We start from the raw sequence: 20,870 nt of genomic DNA, 5'->3' as shown, positions 1-20,870 counted from the left end.
GACGTTGCTCAGCCAGTCTTCTGCGCGAGGCGGCTGCGCAGGGCTTCCAGCGGGCGCGTATCGATCCACTCGCGCACGTCGAAGCGCGCCGGGATGAAGTTCCAGCGCTGCAGGAAGTCGGTGAAGTCCTGCAGGGCGAGGATCGAGCCTTCGTCGAGGTTGGTGCGCAGGCGCAGGTGGGCGTCCTCGCCGTAGGCGGTGGCGACCCAGAACTCGCTGCTGTTGGTTTCCCGCGCCAGGTAGCGGCGGGTGTCGTCCGGGTGCTGGTGCGCCCAGTCTTCGGCACGCAGTACCGAGGCGAGGATCGCGGTGGCGGCGTCGGGGTGCTGTTCCAGCAGGTTGAGGTCGACGCTCAGGGTGCGCGGCGTGCCGTTGTTGGCGCGGATCAGCGGCTCCGGGTGCGCGCCGGTGTCGATCACCGTGTGCAGGCCGAACTGCTGCGCCAGCTGCACGGCGTGGGCGCCCTTGAGGAAGATCGCATCCACTTCGCCACGCAGCAGGCCGACCAGTTCCGGGTTCTGGCTGCGCCGACGGCTGCCGCCGTGGCCGGTGATGCCAACGATGTTGCCCGGCGTCTCGTCGCTGAAGGTGCCCTTCAGGCCGAAGTCCACCAGCTCCAGGTCGCGTACTTCCAGGCCTTCCAGGCGCAGGGCGTTCTCCAGGCCGCGGATCGCCTGGGCGCGGGTGAAGTCGATCTGCGCACCGCTCCAGTCCGGCAGGCCGAAGCGCCGACCCTTGAGGTCGCGCACGTTGCGGATGCCGCTCTCGGCGGTGGTCAGGATCAGCTGCGCCTCATCGGCCCAGGACAGGCCGATCACGCGGGTCTCGCGGCCGCTGGCGCGGGCCCAGATGGCCGGGATGTTGCCGCCGTGGCGTACCGAGTTCTGCAGGGTGTGATCGAAGTGCGACTCGCGCACCGCCTGGTCGGCGGACTCGCGCAGCGACTTGATCTGCGTGCCCTGCTCGGCGAGGGATTCTTCCAGCCAGCCTTTCTGCACGGCGATGCCGAGGCCGGTGGGGACGGGGCAGCGGGTGTACCAGAGGGTATCGAGGGGACGGGACATGTTCAGCTCCTTGTGGCTCAGGCGCGGGCCTTGAGTTCGTGGACGTCGGCGCGTTTTCCCTGCACCAGCGGCAGGACTTCCTGGCCGATGCGCAGGGCTTCTTCCAGGTGCGGGTTGCCGGCGAGGATGAAGGTGGAGAAACCGGCGTCGCGGTATTCGGCGAGGCGTTCGGCGACGTTCTCGTGGCTGCCCACCAGGCCGATTGTCGGCCCCGGCTTGGCCTTGCCGAAGCCGGCCCAGAGGTTGGGGCCGAGGATCAGGTCGTCGAAGCGCTCGACGTTCTGGTGGTAGGCGGTCTGCCGCGCGGCGCCGACGGAGTCCGAGCCGGTGGCGAAGTTCTTGATGAAGGCGCTGGTGCGCGCGTCGATGCGCTCGTACTGGCGGCGCAGTTCGCTCCAGGCGGCCTCTTCGGTCTCGCGGGCGAACAGGTCGATACGGATGCCGAAGCGGATCTCGCGGCCCTGCTTGTCGGCCAGCTCGCGCACCCGCTCCAGGTGCGGCTTGAGCTTGTCGATGGGCTCGGCCCAGTTGAGGTAGACGTCGGCATGTTTCGCCGCGACGTCCAGCGCCGGATCGGAGAAGCCGGAGAAGTACACGCCGGGTTTGCGCACGTTGCGCAGGGCGATCGGCAGCGAGCCGTTCTCCAGCTGGTAGATGTCGCCCTGGTAGGAGAACTGCTCGTTCTTCCACAGGCCGTCGATGATGTCGAGGAACTCGCCGGTGCGCTGGTAGCGCTTGTCGTGTTCGAGGAAGTCGCCGTTGGCGCGCTGGCTGGCGGGGTTGCCGCCGGTGATGATGTTCCACTCCAGGCGATCGCGGGACAGGTGCTGGAGGATCGCCGCCTGCTGCGCGGCGTAGGCCGGCAGGGTCCAGGCGGCCTGGAAGGCGATCAGGAACTTGATCCGGCGGGTCTCGCGGGCCAGCGCGGCGGCGGCGATCCACGGCTCCGGCCCGGTGGGCAGCAGCGCGCCCTCGAAGCCGGCGATCTCGGCGGCCTTGGCCACCTGGGCGATGTAGTCGATGTAGGTGAAACCGTCCGGCTCGCCGTTGGGCAGGCGGCCCGGGGCGATGTTGCCGGGGCGCTCGATATGGCTGCCACGGTTGTTCTTGTCCGAGGCGAGATAGGGACCGTCGCTGCCCAGCGGCAGTCGCCAGAAGAATTCGGTGCTCATGGCCGTGCTCCTTTGCTTTGCGGGGGCAGCGTCGTGCTGCTCGTGCAAGGTCTTGAGCAAGGGCTGTGCCCAAAGCCTGCAGGCCAGGCGGGGCGGGGCTTCCAGGCTGGCGTGCTGCTGTGGCAGCAGGGCGTTTGTCTGTACAGCAGCAGTGGGTCAGCAGGGGATGCTGGGCGGGCAGCAATTTCGCCCGTTCAGGCCGGGTTGGCGGCCTGCTGATGATGTTATCGTCTTCTAACATGTTGATTCGTAGTGGTATTTTTTAGTGGCACAAGTCCTGCTCAGTCAGTGGAACACCGCCACGCGGTTCATCCATCCCCGACTGCCAGGAGGCACTCCATGTCCACCCTCGACCCGCAACTCGCCAGCCAGCTCGAACAGGTCCGCCGCGACTTCGCCAAGGCCTTCCGCGTGCTCAAGGAAAGCCGCACCCTCACCGCCACCAACACCTACCAGGCTTACGTGCGCGTGCCGGGCAGCGACCAGGTGATCGCCGTCCACGCGCCGAACCCCTGGGCCGACGACCAGGAAATCCGCGCGGTGGTGGCTACCTACGATGGCGAAGTGATCCTCGACGAAAGCATCCCCGGCGCGACCCCGCTCAGCGGCCGTGGTGCAGGCGGCAACGGCAAGCGCTACGCAGCCATCTTCCAGGCGCGGCCGGAAGTCAACGTGGTGATCCACGTACACACCGCCTACCTCGGCGGCTGGGCCAGCGCCCACCGCGTGCTGCCGATCCGCTACGCCGCCTCCCAGCGCGTGACCCTGGCCCGCGAGCTGCCGATCTACATCGACCGCCGCCAGCCCGAGCCGCTGTTCATCCTCGACAAGCTCGCCGAGAACCCGCACACCCCGGCCATCCTCGAAGCCAACGGCGGCGCGACCTTCTGGGGCGATGACCTGATCAAGGCGTCCAAGCTGATCCTGTTGCTGGAGGAAGGCGCCTACTTCCAGGGCCTCGCCGAAAGCCTCGGCGGCTCCCAGGAATTCGGCCCCGGCGTGCTGGAGCAGCAGTGGAAGATGACCGGCCTCTGGGAGCAGGGCCAGAAGCTGCTGGGCGCGGCGGCCTGAGTTTTTTCCCGGTATGAAAAAGCCCTCTTGCGAGGGCTTTTTTGTGGGCGCGGAGTACGGTTCTTCGTAGGAGCGAGCTTGCTCGCGAACCGCGACCTCAGCGGGGGTTGTTCGCGAGCAATAACGATGGCGTCCCCCTCGCTCCTACAGGGATGGTCAAGCGCTGGAGCGCTTCCGCGCGGCGCGCTCGAAAACATTCTCCGCCCATTGATTCAGGCTCTTGCCGGACGCCTTCGCTGCGATGGCGGCGGCGGCATGCACCTCCGGCCGGATGCGCAGCATGATCTTCCCGGACGCGGGCTTCTCCGGCTCCACGCCGCGTTCGGCGCAGTCAGCGAGATAGTCCTCGACCGCTTTCTGCAAGGCAGCATGCAGACCACCGACACTGTCGGCATGGAAGCTGATGATGTCGTGCACGCCCAGCAGGCGACCGACAAAAAGGTCGTCACGGTCGTCGAACTCGATGCGGGCGGTGTAACCCTTGTAGGTCATGCGGCTCATGTTTCCACTCCGGCCCGGCGCAGGAACTCGCGAGCCCTCTCGCTCCTCCACGACTCCGCCCAGAGACAGGATCAGGGCTTCGATGTCGGCAAACACGATCCCTGCGCTGGTTGGCGTGCGAAAGAGCATGGCGAGGGTCTTGCGGTGGCGGTTCTGCATCATTGAATGCTATCGCCAAATGATAGCATTCAATGTCGGCATCCCGTGCGGGTCAGGCTCGAAACGTCGCGCTGTCCTGTAGGAGCGGGCTGCTTCTTGAAAGAACGAATGGGGCGCTCTTGCAGTCGCTGGCTCAGGCCTGGCCGACCGTTGCCTGCGGCTCCGAAGCGCGCCAGCGCAACCCCAGCGGCAGCAGGAACAGCGGCAGCAGGCTGGCGACGATCAGCACGGCGAAGAACGGCAGGCGCGAGGGCAGGCTGAACAGCGGGAACAGCAGCACCGGGCCGAGGAACATCGACAGGTACAGCGCCTGTTCGGCCACGCCGCCGGCGCCCATCACATCGCCGCCGCGGCTCATGCGCGGGATGCTGGTGAACACCCAGGCGACCACGAAGCTGCCGAAGAAGCCCTGGGCGATCTTCGCCACGATGGCGGTGCTCGGCGCGATGCCGGGGATGAACACCACGACTTCCAGCACCACACCGATCAGTGCGCCGCCAACCACCGCCAGCGGGCCGAGGAAGCGCAGGTTGAGCACGAAGCCGGCCAGCAGCCCGGCCAGCACGCTGGAGAGGATGCCGATGGTGGATATCACGCCGATGGTCGCGGGCGCCACGCCCAGGCCGTGGATGAAGTAGTCCGGGGTGATGGTCACCAGGCCCAGGGCGACGGTCAGCGGCGCGCCCACGGCCAGCGCCAGGCGCAGTACCGAGGGCTCGGCGTAGAGCCGCAGGGTCTGGCGCAGGGAGTGGCGCTCGCTGCGGCTGGCGAGGTTGACCGCCGGCAGCAGCGGCGTGGCCAGCAGGAGCACCAGCAGCACCGCCGCATGGCCGCTGAACGCGGTGCGCCACTCGCCGTGCTGGCCGCCGACATAGGGCGCCACGGCGAAGATGGCGATGGCGCCGCCCAGCGGCGAAGCCACCGACCAGAACGCCAGCGCCGTGGTGCGGCGGCGGCCTTCGGTGGTATGCACCAGCAGCGCCAGTGCGGCGAGCACCACGCTGATGTAGCCGGCGCCTTCCACCACGCGCAGGGCGATCAACGTGGCGAAGTCTTCGCTGCGGCTGGCCAGGTAGCTGCACGCCGCCGCCAGCAACAGGCCGAAGACGATGGCGCGGCGCTCGCCGACCCGCGCCACGACCCAGGTGACCAGGGGCGACGCGAGGGCGGCGACCACCGCCACCGCCGACACCACCCAGCTGGCCCGCGAAGGGCTGACCGAGAAGGCGTTGGCGACGTCGGCGACCAGCAGGATGGTCTTGCCGTGGCACGCCGCGATGATCACGGCGAAGGCCAGGGTGAGCAGTATCGAGGGCCAGCTTCCGGCACGCATCGGGGAATCCTCTTGAAGGGGAAAGCGGCGCCTCAGCGCCGCGAAATGTTCAGTACCTGGAGTTCGCTGAAGGCTTCGTAGCCGCGCTGGCCGCCTTCGTAGCCGAGACCGCTCCACTTGTGCCCGCCCTTGGGCGCGCCGGGCTGGATGTGGCCGTGCTGGTTGACCCAGGCCAGGCCCGCTTCCAGCCGTGCGGCGATGGCTTCGCCGCGCGCCAGGTCACGGGTCCATACCGAGGCGCCGAGGCCGTAGGGGCTGGCATTGGCCTGGGCGATGGCGTGTTCCACGTCGTCGAACGGGATGACCGGCAGCACCGGGCCGAACTGCTCCTCGTCCACCAGCGCGACGCCGGCAGCGATGCCGCTGACCAGGGTCGGCGGGTAGAAGTAGCCGGGGCCTTCCGGTTGCACGCCGCCGCTGTGGATGCGCGCGCCGCGTACCCTGGCGTCCTCCACCAGGGCGATGACCCGCTCCAGTTGCTGCGCGTTGGTCAGCGGGCCGAGCTCGGTCTGCGGGTCCAGGCCATGGCCGAGGCGGGTGCGTTGCGCGCGCTCAGCCAGGGCGGCCAGCAGCGGTTCGAACAGGCTGCTGTGGACATACAGACGCTTGATCGCGAAGCACACCTGGCCGCTGTTCCAGAAGGCACCCCAGAACAGCGGTTCGACGATGGCGTCGAGGTCGGCGTCCTCCAGCACCAATGCCGCGTCGTTGCCGCCCAGCTCCAGGGTCAGGCGCTTGAGGTCGTCCGCTGCGCGGGCGTACAGGCGTTTGCCGGTGGCAACGCTGCCGGTGAAGGTCACGTGGCGTACGCCGGAATGCCGCACCAGATGCTCGCCAACATCACCCGCACCGGCGACCACATTGAGTACGCCGGCCGGAAATACTTCCGCCAGCAGACCCGCCAGCAGCAGGGTGGACAGCGGCGTGTGCTCCGATGGCTTGGCGACCACGGTGTTGCCGGCATGCAGGGCCGGGGCGATCTTCAGCACTAGCAGGATCAGCGGGACGTTCCACGGGGTGATGGCAGCGACCACGCCATGCGGCCGGCGGCTGATCTTCACCAGGCGCTCGCCGTCGTCACGCAACGCGGTGTCGGCGGGCAGGTCGAGGTGCGCGTGGTGCTCGAAGGTGGCGGCGACGCCGGCCACTTCCTCCAGGGTCGAGCGCAGCGGGCGGCCCTGTTCGCGGGTGATCAGTTCGGCCAGCGCCTTGGCATTCTCGCGCACGCGCTCGGCGGCGCGGGCGAGGCTCTGGCGGCGGATGTCGAGATCGGCGGCCCAGGCCGGGAAGGCATGGCTTGCGGCTTCGACTGCCTGGTCGACCTGTTCCAGGCTGGCGCGGGCGGCTTCTCCGACCAGCTCCTCGCTGGCCGGGTCGATCACCCGGTCGTAGTGCGCGGCCGCCTGCGGGCGGCCATCGATCAGCAGTTCATGACGGGACATGGCGGGCTCCTCAGGCGCCGCCCAGGATGGCGTCGGCGATCTTCTCGGCGAGCATCAGGGTCGGCAGGTTGGTGTTGGCGGTGGGGATCACCGGGATGATCGAGGCGTCGGCGACGCGCAGGCCTTCGACGCCATAGACGCGGCCGGCGCTGTCGACCACGGCTTGCGGGTCGTCCGCGGCGCCGATGCGGCAGGTGCCGCTGGGGTGCCAGACGCCGCCGATGTGCTGGCGCAGATAGGCCTCCAGCGCGGCATCGTCGCTGAGCAGCGCTTCGAGGGTCGGCCCGCCGGGCTGCGGCACGGCAAAGGGTGTGAGCGCCAGTTGCAGGTCATAACGCGCCAGCACCGGGTGCTTGAACAACCGCTGGATGGTGCGCAGCGCCACGCGGGCGCGCTGCAGGTCGCGCGGGTCGGAAAGCAGGTTGAAGTCGACCTGGGGCGGGCTCGTCGGGTCGCGGTCGCGCAGGGTCAGGCGGCCGCTGGAGCTGGGCTTGTTGATCCAGAACAGCGCGTGGGCGACGCCGCGCTCGGCGTCTGCACCGACCGCCAGGTAGAGGTCCGATGGCGTCTGCGGATCGACGCCCGACGACACACGGATACCCAGCTGGTGCGAGGTGCCGGGGCGCGCCAGTACCGCGTCGGAACGGGCCGAATCGCTGAGCGTGGCGAAGGTGCCCAGCGAGCTGTGCTCCCACAGGTTGCCGCCGACGCCGGGGCGATCCGCGAGCACTTCGATGCCCAGCTCCTGCAACTGGCTGGCCGGGCCGATGCCGCTGCGCAGCAGGATGGCGGGGGAGTGCAGGGCGCCGGCAGCGAGGATGACTTCACCGGCCTGGATGGAAATCCGTTCGCCATCGCGCAGCAGTTCGACGCCGGTAATGCGCTTGCCGTCGCGTTGCAGGCCGAGCACCTGGCTGTCGGTCCACAGTGTCAGGTTGGGCCGCGCGCGCACCTGTTCGCCGAGGTAGCCACGGGCAGCGGAGACGCGCTGGCCCTGTTCGAGATTCACTGCCGGGGCGAAGTAGCCATCGTCGAACACGCCGTTCTGGTCGCCGATGTCGCGCAGGCCTTCGGCTTCCAGCGCCGAGACCACGGAGCGGGTGAAGGGTGTCCAGTCGCGGGTTGACACGCGGCTGATCGGGATCGGGCCGTCGTGGCCATGCAGCGGGCCGGCGTAGTCGGTATCGCGTTCGAGCTTGCGGAAGTAGGGCAGCACGTCGTCCCAGCCCCAGCCATTGGCGCCCAGCGCCGCCCACTGGTCGTAGTCGCGTGGCAGGCCGCGGTTGGCCACCAGCACGTTGACGCTGGAGCCGCCGCCGAGCACGCGGGCCTGTTCGAGGTAGCGCTCCGGACGCTCGACGCCTTCGGGCTGGGCGCCGTGGCGCACGCTCAGCTCCGGCCAGAAGTAGCGCTCGCGCAGTTCCAGGCGCAGGCGGAAGGGATTGTGGCCGTCGAGGATTTCCGCGGGCGTGGCGTGCGGCGGGGTATCCGGGCCGGCTTCGATGAGCAGGACGCGGCGCTGCGGGGCGGCGGACAGCCGGCTGGCGAGAATGCTGCCGGCGCTGCCGCCGCCGACGATGAGGTGGTCGTAGTGGACTGTGGTCATGGGGCCTCCGGGCCCGGCGCTCCCGCGCCGGGCTCACGCTGGGTGTTCAGAAGCCGACGGAGATGCCGGCGACCAGGGCGCGCGGGGCGCCCTTGAAGTACTTGGGCGCGCCGTAGAAATCGCCATCGGCCGGGTCGGCGGAGACCGTCCCCGAGTTCACGCCCGACAGGTAGTGCTTGTCGAAGACGTTGTTGAGGTTGAGCGTCAGGGTGGTTTCCTTCAGCGCGCTGCCCAGGTCCTTGAGGCGGTAGCCCAGGTTGGCGTCGAACACGGTGTAGCCGCCGATCTTCTCGTTGTTCGCCAGGTCGCCGTAGAAGCTGCCGGTGTGGCGGCCGAGGAAGTTGGCGTAGAAGGTCTGGTTGTCGTAGCCGATACCGGCGCTGAACAGGTTGCGCGGGGTGTCGTAGAGCTGGTTGCCGCGGGTGTCGAGGCTGGCGCCGCCGGCGCTGTAGTCGTCGTCCTGGGTGGAGCGCAGGTAGGTCCACGAGGCGAAGTAGTTGAAGTTCGCCGGCAGCAGGCCGTTGAGCGACAGCTCCAGGCCCTTGGTGGTGACGTCGCCGGCGTTGAAGTAGGAGGTGACGCCGGAGACTTCCTCGAACGCCGCCTGGCGGTCCTTGAACTTGTCGTAGAACAGCGCGGCGCTGAGCAGCAGGTCATCGGTGCTGTAGCGCCAGCCGATCTCTTGGTTCCAGGTGACTTCCGGCTTCTGCTTGTCGCCGCCGTCGGCCTGGCCATACACCGAGGCTACCGCCGGGGTGCGCATGTTCGAGGTGGTGTTGTAGTAGAGCTGCTGCTGCGGATCGAGCTGGTAGCTCAGGCTGAGGCTGGGCAGGAAGCGGTTGTAGTCGGCGCTGCCGGTGTAGCCGCTGAGGCGATCGTCACCCTTGTTCTGCGTGTGCTGCCAGGCCAGGCCGCCGGTGAGGACGAGCTGCGAGGTGATGTCCCAGGTGTCCTGCAGCCAGAGCTTCTGGGTGGTGATCTCGTTGCGCTGGTCGGTGAAGTAGATGGCGTTGCCATCACCGTCGCGCAGCTTGTGGCTGCCGTCGATACCGGCGGGTTTGCCGTTGCCCTTGATCTCGACGACCGGGAACTGGTTGCGCGCGTGGGTGTAGTCGGTCCACAGGCCCAGCTGCAGGGTGTGGTCGTCGGTGACCAGGAAGTCCAGCGTGTTGGTCGAGCCGATGCGGTACTGCGTCGGGTAGACGCTGAGCGCGCCGGTCACCAGCGGGTCGATCCTGTCGCCGTCGCCATTGAGGTCGGCGTTGACGTTGTTCTCGTTGACCGGCACCACGGCCACGGCGGCGGTGCCGTCGGTGACGCGGACGAAGTACGGGTCGACCTTCAGCTGGACCTTGTCGGACAGGTTGAACAGCCCGTTGAGCGCGTAGGTCTGGATCTTGAAGTCGGCGCGCGAGGCCGCCGCGCTCTGGCCGGGGATGGTCACGTCGGGCACGCCGTTGGTGCCGTTGCCTTTGGTCGGGAAGATGTCCCGCGGGTAGCCCTGGTCGTACTTGTCGGCGCGGTACTCGGCGAGCGTCGGGTGGTTGTAGCTGTTGGTGCGCATCAGGAAGCTGGAGAACAGCCCGTTGATGCGGTTGCCGTTGCCCCACTCGTACTGCAGGTTGCCCTCGTAGCGGTTGGAGGACAGCTCGCCGCCGCTGTTGTCCCAGAGGTCGGCGGTGGTGCGCGAGGCCGAGAGCCAGGCGGAGAAGCCATTCACCTCGCCGGTGTTGACCCGCGCGAAGGTGCGGAACAGGTTGTCGCTGCCGACGTTCTGCTTGACCAGCAGGCCGCTTTCCCGGGTCGGCGCCACGGACCTGATCAGCACGCTGCCGCCACTGGCGGTGAGGGTCGGGGCGTTGATCGAGGAGGAGCCGTAGAGCACCGACACCGACTCGTAGTTTTCCGGGTCGCCCATGAAGTCGGCGTGGGGCGTGAGGAACTGCGGGTCGTTGAGCGGGATGCCGTCGCGGACGAAGCCGATCTGGTCCTGGGAGAAGCCGCGGATGTTCAGCCCGCCTTCGGTGATGCCGCTGTTGTCGCCGCCGCTGACGTGGACGCCGGGCAGGTACTTGAGGGCGCCGGTGACGGCGCTGTCGAGGCCGACGAATTTCTCCAGCTGGGATTTGGTCAGCGTGCCCTTCGATACGGGCGCCACTTCCTTGCGGGCGTCGCCAACCTGGGTCTCCTGGCTCTGCCCCTCGACGGTCACGGTGCTGAGCGTGACGCCCTCGGGGGATTTCGACTCATCGGAAAGTGCAACTTCCGCGTTGAATAACAGGGCGCTGGACAAGGCTATTGCCAGCGGTTTGAGACGGAACTCTCTTGCATGTTTCATGGCAGTCACTCGGGGCTTTTAATTCGTTATGAGTGAGCCAGAGCAAGCACTGTGCCATGCGTTTTAGAGCGGTTTCAGGCCCTTTCAGGGTGTTTTTCTGCTGTTGCCGCAGCAACTGCTTTTGCAGTGGTGCTGGGGCAGCTACTTGTCATGATCAGTTGCGGAGGTAGTTGCTGTTAAAACAATAAAGCCCCGATAACGGGGCTTTATTGTTCGAGTGGATAACGGGACGGATCAGGGCTGGCTGGCGACGGTTTTCCCCTGCTCTTTCCAGAAGCCCTGGAGCTGCTGGTTCTTCAACCCCTGCTCGACGAACCTGGGCTCCAGCAGGTCTTCCACCTTCACCTCGTTGCGGATCAATTTCGCCTTCAGGCTGTAGGCGATGCCGTCGCTGTAGTGCTGGCGCAGGGCGTCGTCGTAGAGCGGGGAGAAGTGCGCTGACCACGGCTCGCCGGAGACTTCGCGCTGCAGCACGCTCAGCGGTACGCCGGAGCGCGCCTGGGCCTGCTGGTACTCGGCCTGGTTGGCGTCCTGGGAGACCCACCACGCGGCTTTCAGGTAGGCGTCCACCACCAGCTGGGTGAGGTCGGGATGGTCTTTCACGAAGTCCTTCGCGCCCCAGACTTCGGCGCGCATTTTCCAGTCCGCCGGCGCTTCCTTGCTCGACCAGATGATGCGGCCGACCTGCTTGTCTTCCAGCAGGAAGGCGTCGCTCAGGGTGAAGAAGGCATCCACTCGCCCGGCGCTCAATGCCGCGGCGCCGGCCTGGGGGTTGAGGTTGAAGATGCGGAAGTCCTCGAAGCCCAGGTGGTTGGCCTCCAGCAGCTTGGCGAACGACAGCTCCCACGGCCGACCACGGTGCAGGGCGATGCGCTTGCCCTTGAGGTCGGCGATGGATTTCGCCGTGGAGCCCGGCGGCACCACCAGGTAGACGTTGTTGCCGATGCCGCCGGGGACGATCAGCTGGGTCTGCACGCCCGAGGCGTTGGCGATGATCGACGGCAGGTCGCCGTAGAAGGCGAAGTCGATGCGCTTGTTGGCGAACTCCTCGTTGACGAAGGTGCCCACCGAGCCGGTGGCGGCGGGCACCCATTCCAGCTTGATGCCGCGCTGGGCCAGTTGCTGCTCCAGCCACTTGTCGCGGTCGATCACGTAGGACGGGCCGTTGAAGGTGATTTGCCCGGCGTTGGCGTAGGCCACCGTGGCGATGCGCAGGGTGGTCGGCTGCTCGGCGGCCAGGGCGTGGCCTGCGAGCAGCACGGCGGCGGCCGGCAGCAGCCGGCGCAGCGCGCGATGCAGAAGGTTCATGGGGATTACCTCGCTCAGAAGTCGGTGGTGACCGAGACGCCGAAGGTGCGCGGGTCGCCGTACATGACGGCAGCGGTCTGGTAGCCGGTGGGCAGGGTGTGGTTGCGGTATTCCTTGTCGCTGAGGTTGTTCACGTAGGCGGTGATGCGCGTGGTCTCGCCCGGCAGTTCGTAGGTCACCCGTGCGTTGCCCAGGGTGTAGCCGCCGGTGCGCATGTTGGCGCCTTGGTCGTTGGTGAAGAAGTACTGGCGGCTGCGGGTGTTCCAGTCGGTGCCGAGCACCACCGCGCCACCGACGTTCAGCGGGATGCGGTAGTCGGCGCCGATCACCGCCGAGACGCTCGGCGCGCGGACGAAGTGGTTGCCGGAGAAGTCGTCGCTGCCCGAGGTGTAGTCGGTGAACTCGGTGTGCAGCAGGCCCAGGCCGAAATTGACGTGCAGGTTCTGCACCGGGATGGCTTCGAGCTCGAACTCGGCGCCGTAGGCCTCGCCCTGGGCGCCGTTGGCCAGGCGCGAGACGGTCTGGTTGTTCACCGCGGTGACGATGTTGAGCTGGATGTCCTTGTAGTCGTAGTAGAAGACGCTGGCGTTGGCGTTCAGGCGGCCGTCGAACCACTCCGACTTCAGGCCCAGCTCGTAGGAGGTGAGGTATTCCGGGTCGACCTTGGCCACGGTGGCCTGGCTGGTGACGCCGGCGTTGTAGCCGCCGGAGCGGAAGCCGCGGGCATAGCGGAAGTAGGCGCGGGCGTTATCGGAAATCCGGTACTCGGGCGTCAGGTCCCAGCTGTAGTCGCTCCAGGTATTACTCTCGTCCTGGGTGGCGTTGACGATCAGCGGCGAGTCGACGTTGCCCGGCTGCCACCAGTGGCCGTCGCCGAAGCTGGCGGCGCCCTGGTTGACCAGGCGCGACAGGTCGATGTCCTTGGTCTCGCGGGTCCAGCGCAGGCCGGCGGTGAGGCTGAAGTCGTCGGTGAAGTTGTAGGTGGTGCTGCCGAAGATGGCGTAGCTCTCGGTCTTCTGGTCGTAGCTGACGTTGTTGTAGTAGCTGGGGATGTAGGCGTTGGGCAGCGCCGCGTTGGCGTTCTTCGATTCCAGGTCTTCGTTGAAGTAGTGGAAGCCCAGCACCCAGTTCAGCCGGTCAGTGCGCGGCGAGGCCAGGCGCAGTTCCTGCGACCACTGCTGGCTGTCGGCGTAGCTGTAGCTGCGCTGCAGTTCCAGCGGGGTGTTGTCGCTGTCGGTCCAGCCGTCGCGGGTGAAGTGCTCGAAGGCGGTGATGGAGGTCAGCTCCAGGTCGCCCAGCTGCCAGACCAGGTTGAGGTTGCTGCCGGCCTGGTCGATCTCGGCCTGGTACTTGGCGTTGAAGTTGGCCTTGCCCAGCTTCGGGTCGATGGCATAGCCGAACTGGTTGGTGCCGTCCGCGCGGGTCCCATAGCTCACCGTGTTGTAGCTGGCGGTGTCGTGGTAGTGGCGGGCGTGGACGTTGAGGTTGGCGTCGAGGTTGTCGTTCACCCGCGCGGCCAGTTGCAGGCGCACGGCGTCGTCTTCCAGCGCGCCCTTGTCGTTGCCGTCGTTCTGGTTCTCGGTGTAGCCGTCGCGGCCCTGGTGATGGAAGGACAGGCGCCCGGCCAGCTTGTCGTCCACCAGCGCGTCGCTCACCGCGCCTTCGACGATGCGGTTGGCGTAGTTGCCCAGGTCGACCTTGAAGTAGCCCTCGGGGCTGAAGGTCGGCTTGCGCGAGATGAAGTTGATCGCGCCACCCGTGGTGTTCTTGCCCCACAGCGTGCCCTGCGGGCCGCGCAGCACTTCCACGCGCTCCTGGTCGAACAGCGGGAAGCCGGTGGCGCTGATGTTGGCGATGTACACGTCGTCGACGTAGATGCCGATCGGGCTGACCGTGTTGGCGCCCTGGTCACCGGTACCCAGGCCGCGAATCCACCAGCGCGGGCGGCCGTGGCCGTCAGTGGTGCCGGCGGAGGCGTTGGGGGTGTAGCGGGTCACTTCGCTGGCCGATTGCAGGGAGGCGTCGCGGATCTTCTCGCCACTGAGCACGGTGATCGGCGCCGGCACTTCCTGTACCGATTCCTCGCGCTTCTGCGCGGTGACCACCACCTTGCCGAGGGTCGGCGCGGCGTTGGTCTCTTCGCTGCTCTGGGTATCGCCGTCGGCCGCGTGGACCGCGACGCTGGCCAGGCTCGCCAGGATGGCAAGGGAAAGGGTGGTGCGTTTGAACATGGTGTCCCCAGGGGGCGGCGAAAGGACGGCTGGCTCTGTAGTGCTCGGTCGTCGCCGCAAGGCATGAAGCTGTTATTGCGTTGCTCTTGTGCTGGCTCACGCGTGATAAGGCCGAAAGGCTTGCCGGAGACATCGCAACATCCGTACCGCTTTCCTGTTGCGCGATAACTGGCTGATGGATAAGGAGTTTTTCTTGTGGCTGCGGAGCCTGTGCTGCTGGGGCAGCAGCCCATGCTGGGCCGTCGCTGCCTGGGCAGCAGCGTTGCAGCAGCGGGCCCGCAGGCTGGAGATTTGTGAACTGGTTCGTTATTCTCTGGGTGATGGCCAAGCGATATCACTGTTGTGCTGGGCCGGTTTTCCAGGGATGAACATGTTGTTGAAGTACGCCAGGGACGGGCTCTCGCCGCGTCGGCTCATGCGCCTTGCGATGATTCGCTGGTTGCTCTATGCCCTGCTGGGCTACTGGGCGCTGCAGAGCGATCCATTCGGTTTCTCCGCCGCCACCGACAAGGCACTGGCGAGCCAGCTCGGCCGCCTGGCGTCCTTCGTCGCGCCACAGCCGATGGCGCCGATCACCGTGGTCGCCATCGACTACGCCAGCATCGAAGGGCTGCATAACGGCGGCCAGGGCTGGATGACCGCCAACGACTGGCCGCTGACCTACGCCGACCACCGCCGCATCCTCCGCGACCTCAGCGCGCCCCGTGGCGAGCAGGCACCGGCGGCGATCTTCTACGACATCTTCTTCGAGCGCCCGCGGGTGGTCAGCGGCGCGCTGGAACCGCTGGGCCGACAGCTGCGCCAACTGCAGGACGACCCCGCACGATCACAGGTCATCCTGGCCGGCGGCGGCAGTTTCATCCCCATGTCGCAGGCGGCTTACGATGGCCTGCAGCAACCCCGGCTGGCGGTATCGGCCTGGGACGGCATGGGTGATTTCTATCCGCTGCGCACCAACCTGGGCAACGATTCCGCCGAGCACTTCAGCGCCGCTGCCGCGCTCTACCAGGTGCTGTGCGAGACCCGCGGCCAGGACTGTTCCTGGCTGAAACAGGAGGACCTGGGCAACCTCGCCGTGCAATGGCCGCTGCTGCGCGATGGCGACTGCGACCATCGCTGGCTGAATGTCGGCCGCGACCTCTGGGCAGGTATCGGCCGGGTGGTCGGTTTCGATACCGGCACGAGTACTTATTCCGCGGCCTGCCTGCCGATCCATCAGGTGCGCCTCGCCGAACTCTACGGTGAACATCCGGCCAGCCTGCGGCCGCCGGGCCTGGCGCCGGGCGAGCCTTACGCGGTGCTGGTCGGCGTGGTGATGCCGAGCCTGCGTGACTACGTGCCGTCGCCGCTGTTCGGCCAGGTAGCAGGCGTCTACCTGCACGCCAGCGCGCTGGAAAACCTGCTGCGTGACGACGCCGACTACTTGCATGAGGCCGATCTGAAATGGGTCGCTGTGCTGGCCATGGGAGTGATTATCGGCGGCTTCATGTTCGCCTTCGCCCAGCGCCGTCGCCACCCGCTGCTGGAACGCCTGTTCGCCAGCGCCGAGGAAGACCTTCCGCTGGGCCGGCGCCTGCTGCGCACGCTGCGTTTCGGCTCGGTGTTCGGCCTGTGCGTCGGCACCTGCTACGCCATCTTCGTACTCAAGTTCAAGGCGACGCCCGAAGGCTGGCTGTCGCTGATCGGCCTCATGCCCTTCCTGCTCGAAGTCGTGCTGGAAGGCGAAAGGAAGCACACCGCCAAGGAGAACCCGAGCAATGAAACCGAGGATTTTGGCTGCCAGCCTGCTGCTGGCGGGATTGAGCCTGGGACAGGCGCTGGCTGACGGCCTGCACATCACCGCGCTGGTCGACCCGGCCTACACCGAAGTCCAGGCGCGCAGCAGCGGCCAGTACCGCAATGTCGGCGAGCTGGGCTTGCTGCACTTCCCGCTCGCGGCCAAGGCGGCCGGCAACGGCGCGCTGGAGTTCCAGCAGGGCGGCGAGACCTGGACCATCTCCCGCGCCGACGTGGTGCTGGCCGACGAGAAACTGGTGGTGGACGCCTGCAGCACCATCCCCGCGACCCTGCCCGGCGATGCCCGTTCGGCCAGCGTGAAAGGTGCCGGCGAGGGCTGCAAGTGAGGCGCTGGCAGTGGCCGCTGCTGGCAATCGCTTTGCTGGTGCTGGGCGGTTGCGCCAGCGATGGGCGCTACAGCACGCTGCAGCCGATGGAGGGCGTCGATCGCAAGGTCGACATCAGCGACGTGCGCACCCTGCGCCAGATGGACCGCACCCCGGTGCAGGACCCCGGCCTGCTCAACTATGTGCAGAACATCCGTCATCGCCTGGAGACCGCCCACGGCCAGCCGTGCGATTGCACCGTGCTGGTGGATTCGTTCGGCGGCTATGAAGCCTATTCGCTGTCCACCCGCACCGTCGTGGTCTCCGCCGGGCTGATTGCCCAGGCCGGCTCCGAGGATGAAGTCGCCGCGGTGATCGCCCACGAACTGGGCCATGTCTACCAGGGCGACACCACCAAGGGCACGCTGCAACAGACCGCCCTGCAGGTGGTCAAGGCCGGCGGCTGGGCTGCCGGTGCCGGCGGCTACACGATGATGTTCGGCGAGACGGTGGACGACGTCGCCAAGGGCCTGATCTACCACCGCTTCAACGAGCAGCAGGAAGTGGCGGCCGATGCCTTCTCGGCGCAACTGCTGGTCAAGGCCGGCTACTCGCTGGACGGCCTGAAGATGGCCGTGCGCCGGCTCAATGCCTACAGCGCCGGTGCCTTGCAGGCGCGCAGCAGCGAACCGCCGCCGCAGTGCATCACCAGCAAGAAGGGCGTCTACACCTTCAACTTCAAGAAGTGCGGCAAGCAACTCTCCGGCTCCGGCGCCAGCGTCTACCAGTCGGCCCCCGCGCGCCTGAAACCGGTGATGGACTACGCCGCCAGCCTGCCCGACGAGCAGCGTCGCCGCCGCCCGGCCGGGCCGCCGCCGAGCTTCGCTTCGGTGAACTACCTGTTCGGTCTCAACAGCCTGGTCTCCAGCGAACGCAAGCAGTTGGTCGCCGCGCTGACGCGGGTGCAGGCGCAACCGCTGCCGCCAACCCTGGCGGGCAATGTCGCGGTCACCAACAAGCTGGCCATGGCCTACAACATTGCCGGTGACAAACAGCGCGCCGCCGACAACCTGTCGCGCAGCCTGCAGAGCAGCGGCCGCACTGCCTGGACCTTCAACTACCTGTTCAAGCAGGCCGACCGCAGCGGCGACAGCCGCCAGGTGCTGGAAGCGATCAACGCCTCCCACGAGGAACTCGGCTACATGACCCAGCTGCTGCCGATCGAGTACTACCTGGCCAAGCGGCACAAGCTGCAGGTCTACGAAGTGGTTTCCTATGGGCGCTGCCTGTCGAACCTGGTGGACGACCTGAACACCTACAACGCCTGCGCCAAGTTCGAGAAGTACGCCAGCAACTCCGGCGCTGCCCAGTGGTGAATCGGCTCCCGCCCGGCCCTTCGTGGCGGGCGGGACTTTCGTCGCACGGGCTCAGGAATGCCATCTGCGGCTGCTAAGCTGGCCCCTCGCACGTCCTGGAGTTGGCAATGAACACGCTCTTGCCGGAGCAACCCCTCAAGCGTTTCCCGCGCAACCTGCACGGCCGCGATTTCGTGGTGGGGGATGTGCACGGCCATTTCGAATTGCTGCAGCGCCTGCTCGACCAGGTCGGCTTCGATCCGGCTGCCGACCGCCTGTTTGCGGCCGGCGACCTGGTGGACCGCGGCCCCTATTCGCCGCAGGTCATGGACTGGCTGGCCAAGCCCTGGTTCGCCTCGGTGCGTGGCAATCACGAGCAACTGGTGATCGACGTGGTGCTGGCCGGCGATGACCGCGACCTGCATTTCCGCAACGGCGGCAGCTGGCTGTACAAGCTCACCCCGGTGACCCGCGAGCGCATCGCCCGGCGCCTGCAGCAACTGCCGCTGGTGATCGAAGTCGAACTGGGGGAGGGCCGTCGCGCCGGCATCGTCCATGCCGAGGCGCCGGTCTCGCCGGCCTTTCCCGACTGGGACAGCGGCGTCGCCGCGCTGGCCGGCGAGCTGGGCGAGACCGCCCGGCGCAATGCCGTCGGCCTGGCGATGTGGGCGCGCACGCGGATCGAAAAGGAAGATGCCACGCCCATCGCCGGGCTGGAGCGCCTCTACGTCGGCCACACCGCGCAGAGCGAAGTCCGGCCGCTGGGCAACACCCATTATATCGATACCGGCAGTGGCTATGCCGACGGGCACCTGAGCCTCGTCGACATGCACAGCGGCAAGGTGGAAACGGCGACCGCCCGCTGAGCGGCCGCCGGGGCGATCACTCGCCGCGGATGTACTGTTCCAGTTGCTGGATCAGCTCGGCCTGTTCGGCGATGGCGGCCTTCACCAGGTCGCCGATGGACAGCAGCCCGAGCAGCTCGCCATTCTCCACCACCGGCAGGTGGCGCAGGTGGCGCTCGGTCATGATGCCCATGCACTTGTCGACGTTGAGGTGGGTATCCACGGTGATCACCGGTGCGGTCATCACTTCGCGGATGGCGGTGTCGTCCGAGGCGCGACCCTTGAGCGCCAGGCGGCGGGCATAGTCGCGCTCGCTGAAGAAGCCGACCAACTGGTTGGCTTCCACCACCGGCAGGCCACCGAGGTTCTTGTCCGCCATCAGGCGCAATGCATCGATCACCATCGCGTCCGGGGCGATGGTGTAAACCTGCTGGTCCGCCTTGGCGTTCAACAGCTGAGCCACAGTCTTCATTCCTACCCCCTGTTCGTCGTCTCACGGCGCGAGGCCCGTGGTCCATAGAGAATCGTGGACGAATCGCAATCCGGCAAGGCCGGAAAGCGGCGTCCGCCGCACCGAAAGCGCCATCGATCACTGGGGCGACTTATACTCAGCTTCCTGCTTCCTTTTCCCCCCACGAAAGACCGGCCATGACTGACGAAGAGCGCGACCTCCACGAGCCCGAACACGACCACCTGCTGGACCTCGACGACGATCTCGACGGCCTGCTGGAGGAGGACGCGGCGTTCTTCGAGGACCAGCCCGGCGACCACGAGGAGGATGACGAGGACGCCGAGGAATACCAGTCCGGCCTGGACGACGGCGAAGACTGGGAAGAAGACTGACCCGCAAGCGATAGGCAGGCGTCATCCGGCGCTGGCAGAATGCCGGCAGATCAATAAAGAGAAGGCACCATGCGCTACGTCACTCTCGCCCTGGCCATCACCCTGCTCTGCGGCTGCTCCTCGGCCGTGCGCACGGACGATCGCACTGCGCCCATCGCTCTCTACCGCGATACCCGCCATGTCCTGGTGGTGAACTTCCAGCCCGACGCCAGCGTGGCCGCCAACCCGCGCTGGAATGCGCTGAAGACCAGCTGGCGCGAGGCGCTGCGTGAGGAGGCGGATTCCGCCGATTACCAGCTCAGCGTGCAGGACGGCGAACCGCGCGCCACCGATACCCTGTCCACCCTGGTGGTGATCGAGGTTGGCGCGGGCCACAGTGCGAACAATCGCGCCGGCAGCGATGGCCAGGAGTGGATCACCTCCACCGTGCGCTACCACGACGGCCTCACCGGCCAGTTGCTCGCCTCGCGCCGCTACGACAGCGAGGCCGATGGCGACCTGTTCAGCTCCATGGGCTCGTCCGAGGTGGACGCCGTGTCCGAGCAGATAGTCGACGAGATCACCGGCGCCCTGCTGGTCGCTCGCCCCGGCACCAGCCAGCCGCTGCCGCGCCCGGCCACCACGCCGGTGCAACCGCCGGAAGCCGTGCCGCAGCCGGTCGCGCCCACCGCGGCGGAAACCGTCGCCCACGTCTCGCGCCCGCTGACCCAGGAACAGCAACTGATGGAACTGCAGCGGCGCAACCTGCCGTACGAGGAATACCGCGACGAGTACCGGCGGATCATGGGGCGCTGAATTCGCCCCGTGCCATGAGGTGATGGTCGGCGGCTAGAACCAGCCGCCGCCCGACAGTTCCTGCTGGCAGCTCTTGTACTGCGCGCCGTACAGGTAGGCGCGGGCCTGGACCTTCTGCGACACGGTCTTCAGCCACGGCTTGGCGTCGTAGCTGCGCTGGCGATAACCGCCCCAGCCCTCGTGGTAGTTCAGGTACTGGCCGTAGGCGTCCCACTTGGACACGCCGTTCACGCTGTAGCTCTTGTTCATGTACCAGCCCATGAAGTCCAGCGCGTCGGCGAAGTCGTCGCGATCGGCGCCCCAGCTTCCCGCTTCCTTCTTGTAGTCGGCCCAGGTCTCGTCCTTGGCCTGTGCATAGCCGTAGGCGGAGCTGACCCGGCCCCAGGGGATGAAGCCGAGGAAGTAGTAGCGCGGCGGCAGGGCGTCGTGGCGGAAGGAAGACTCCTGGTACATCATCGCCATCGGCACCTGGACGGTCCCGCCCCAGCGCTTCTGCACCTGCAGCGCCGCTTCGTGCCATTTCGGCTTCTCGCGGAAGATCTCGCAGAGGTTTTCCGGGTTCGCCGGAGGCTTGGTGGTGCAGCCGGCAAGGGCCAGGAGCAGGGCCGGCAGAAGAAGCCGAAACATGGGCGGTGAGTCCTTTTCTCGCGCGATGGCGCAAGGCTTATACAGCCTCTGCTGGCGAAGCGGAATCGCAGGGCGTCG

Annotated in this window: 18 protein-coding genes; 7 read left to right on the top strand and 11 right to left on the bottom strand. The window is 67.2% G+C overall.

Annotated elements, in window-relative coordinates:
• Nucleotides 1–8: 8 nt before the first annotated feature.
• Both QO207_RS00490 and QO207_RS00485 read right to left on the bottom strand, forming a co-directional pair.
• Complete coding sequence (locus tag QO207_RS00490) at nucleotides 9–1,064, bottom strand: ABC transporter substrate-binding protein (protein WP_301478813.1); 1,056 nt, start codon at nucleotides 1,062–1,064, stop codon at nucleotides 9–11.
• Nucleotides 1,065–1,081: 17 nt separating this feature from the next.
• The gene (locus QO207_RS00485) at nucleotides 1,082–2,236 is read right to left on the bottom strand and encodes an LLM class flavin-dependent oxidoreductase (RefSeq protein WP_045213251.1); all 1,155 of its coding nucleotides are present in this window, start codon (nucleotides 2,234–2,236) and stop codon (nucleotides 1,082–1,084) included.
• A gap of 339 nt (nucleotides 2,237–2,575) precedes the next feature.
• On the opposite strand from QO207_RS00485, the gene QO207_RS00480 reads away from it, so the two are divergent.
• The gene (locus tag QO207_RS00480) at nucleotides 2,576–3,307 is read left to right on the top strand and encodes a class II aldolase/adducin family protein (RefSeq protein ID WP_301478812.1); all 732 of its coding nucleotides are present in this window, start codon (nucleotides 2,576–2,578) and stop codon (nucleotides 3,305–3,307) included.
• 156 nt (nucleotides 3,308–3,463) lie between these two features.
• Here QO207_RS00480 and QO207_RS00475 read toward each other — a convergent pair whose 3' ends face one another.
• The 7 genes from QO207_RS00475 to QO207_RS00445 form a co-directional block, all read right to left on the bottom strand.
• Nucleotides 3,464–3,808, bottom strand: a complete 345-nt coding sequence (locus tag QO207_RS00475) for a type II toxin-antitoxin system HicB family antitoxin (protein WP_301479389.1) — start codon at nucleotides 3,806–3,808, stop codon at nucleotides 3,464–3,466.
• A 292-nt stretch (nucleotides 3,809–4,100) separates the two neighbouring features.
• Nucleotides 4,101–5,300, bottom strand: coding sequence for an MFS transporter (locus tag QO207_RS00470; protein WP_301478811.1), 1,200 nt, complete (start codon nucleotides 5,298–5,300; stop codon nucleotides 4,101–4,103).
• A 32-nt stretch (nucleotides 5,301–5,332) separates the two neighbouring features.
• Complete coding sequence (locus tag QO207_RS00465) at nucleotides 5,333–6,742, bottom strand: aldehyde dehydrogenase family protein (protein ID WP_301478810.1); 1,410 nt, start codon at nucleotides 6,740–6,742, stop codon at nucleotides 5,333–5,335.
• A 10-nt stretch (nucleotides 6,743–6,752) separates the two neighbouring features.
• A complete protein-coding gene (locus QO207_RS00460) occupies nucleotides 6,753–8,348 on the bottom strand; it encodes a GMC family oxidoreductase (protein WP_301478809.1) in 1,596 nt (531 codons plus the stop codon).
• Nucleotides 8,349–8,394: 46 nt separating this feature from the next.
• Nucleotides 8,395–10,686, bottom strand: a complete 2,292-nt coding sequence (locus tag QO207_RS00455; protein ID WP_301478808.1) for a TonB-dependent receptor — start codon at nucleotides 10,684–10,686, stop codon at nucleotides 8,395–8,397.
• A gap of 234 nt (nucleotides 10,687–10,920) precedes the next feature.
• Nucleotides 10,921–11,994, bottom strand: coding sequence for an ABC transporter substrate-binding protein (locus QO207_RS00450; RefSeq protein ID WP_301478807.1), 1,074 nt, complete (start codon nucleotides 11,992–11,994; stop codon nucleotides 10,921–10,923).
• 14 nt (nucleotides 11,995–12,008) lie between these two features.
• Nucleotides 12,009–14,225 (bottom strand): TonB-dependent receptor, encoded by a 2,217-nt coding sequence (locus QO207_RS00445; protein ID WP_301478806.1) that lies wholly within the window; start codon nucleotides 14,223–14,225, stop codon nucleotides 12,009–12,011.
• 427 nt (nucleotides 14,226–14,652) lie between these two features.
• Between QO207_RS00445 and QO207_RS00440 the strand changes: the two genes are divergently transcribed.
• From QO207_RS00440 to QO207_RS00425, 4 genes are all read left to right on the top strand, one after another.
• Nucleotides 14,653–16,050 carry a CHASE2 domain-containing protein gene (locus QO207_RS00440; protein WP_301478805.1) on the top strand — a complete coding sequence of 466 codons (1,398 nt, stop codon included), beginning with the start codon at nucleotides 14,653–14,655 and terminating at the stop codon, nucleotides 16,048–16,050.
• The gene (locus QO207_RS00435) at nucleotides 15,983–16,348 is read left to right on the top strand and encodes a hypothetical protein (protein ID WP_301478804.1); all 366 of its coding nucleotides are present in this window, start codon (nucleotides 15,983–15,985) and stop codon (nucleotides 16,346–16,348) included. Before QO207_RS00440 ends, QO207_RS00435 begins: the two co-directional genes overlap by 68 nt.
• Nucleotides 16,345–17,703 carry a M48 family metalloprotease gene (locus QO207_RS00430; protein WP_301478803.1) on the top strand — a complete coding sequence of 453 codons (1,359 nt, stop codon included), beginning with the start codon at nucleotides 16,345–16,347 and terminating at the stop codon, nucleotides 17,701–17,703. Before QO207_RS00435 ends, QO207_RS00430 begins: the two co-directional genes overlap by 4 nt.
• A 107-nt stretch (nucleotides 17,704–17,810) precedes the next feature.
• Nucleotides 17,811–18,548, top strand: a complete 738-nt coding sequence (locus QO207_RS00425; RefSeq protein ID WP_301478802.1) for a metallophosphoesterase — start codon at nucleotides 17,811–17,813, stop codon at nucleotides 18,546–18,548.
• Nucleotides 18,549–18,564: 16 nt separating this feature from the next.
• Here the strand turns inward: QO207_RS00425 and QO207_RS00420 are convergent, their stop codons facing one another.
• Entirely contained in the window at nucleotides 18,565–18,999 is a 435-nt protein-coding gene (locus QO207_RS00420; protein WP_301478801.1) for a CBS domain-containing protein, read from the bottom strand.
• Nucleotides 19,000–19,175: 176 nt separating this feature from the next.
• Between QO207_RS00420 and QO207_RS00415 the strand changes: the two genes are divergently transcribed.
• Nucleotides 19,176–19,370, top strand: a complete 195-nt coding sequence (locus QO207_RS00415) for a hypothetical protein (RefSeq protein WP_301478800.1) — start codon at nucleotides 19,176–19,178, stop codon at nucleotides 19,368–19,370.
• Between the two features lie 69 nt (nucleotides 19,371–19,439).
• Nucleotides 19,440–20,165, top strand: coding sequence for a hypothetical protein (locus QO207_RS00410; protein ID WP_301478798.1), 726 nt, complete (start codon nucleotides 19,440–19,442; stop codon nucleotides 20,163–20,165).
• A 33-nt stretch (nucleotides 20,166–20,198) separates the two neighbouring features.
• Here QO207_RS00410 and QO207_RS00405 read toward each other — a convergent pair whose 3' ends face one another.
• Complete coding sequence (locus QO207_RS00405) at nucleotides 20,199–20,792, bottom strand: hypothetical protein (RefSeq protein WP_301478796.1); 594 nt, start codon at nucleotides 20,790–20,792, stop codon at nucleotides 20,199–20,201.
• Between the last annotated feature and the right edge of the window lie 78 nt (nucleotides 20,793–20,870).

Source organism: Pseudomonas sp. CAN1 (genome assembly GCF_030462585.1).
Lineage (GTDB): Bacteria > Pseudomonadota > Gammaproteobacteria > Pseudomonadales > Pseudomonadaceae > Pseudomonas.
The sequence above is the reverse complement of the archived record's forward strand: the minus strand, read 5'-3'. Positions and strand labels throughout refer to the sequence as shown.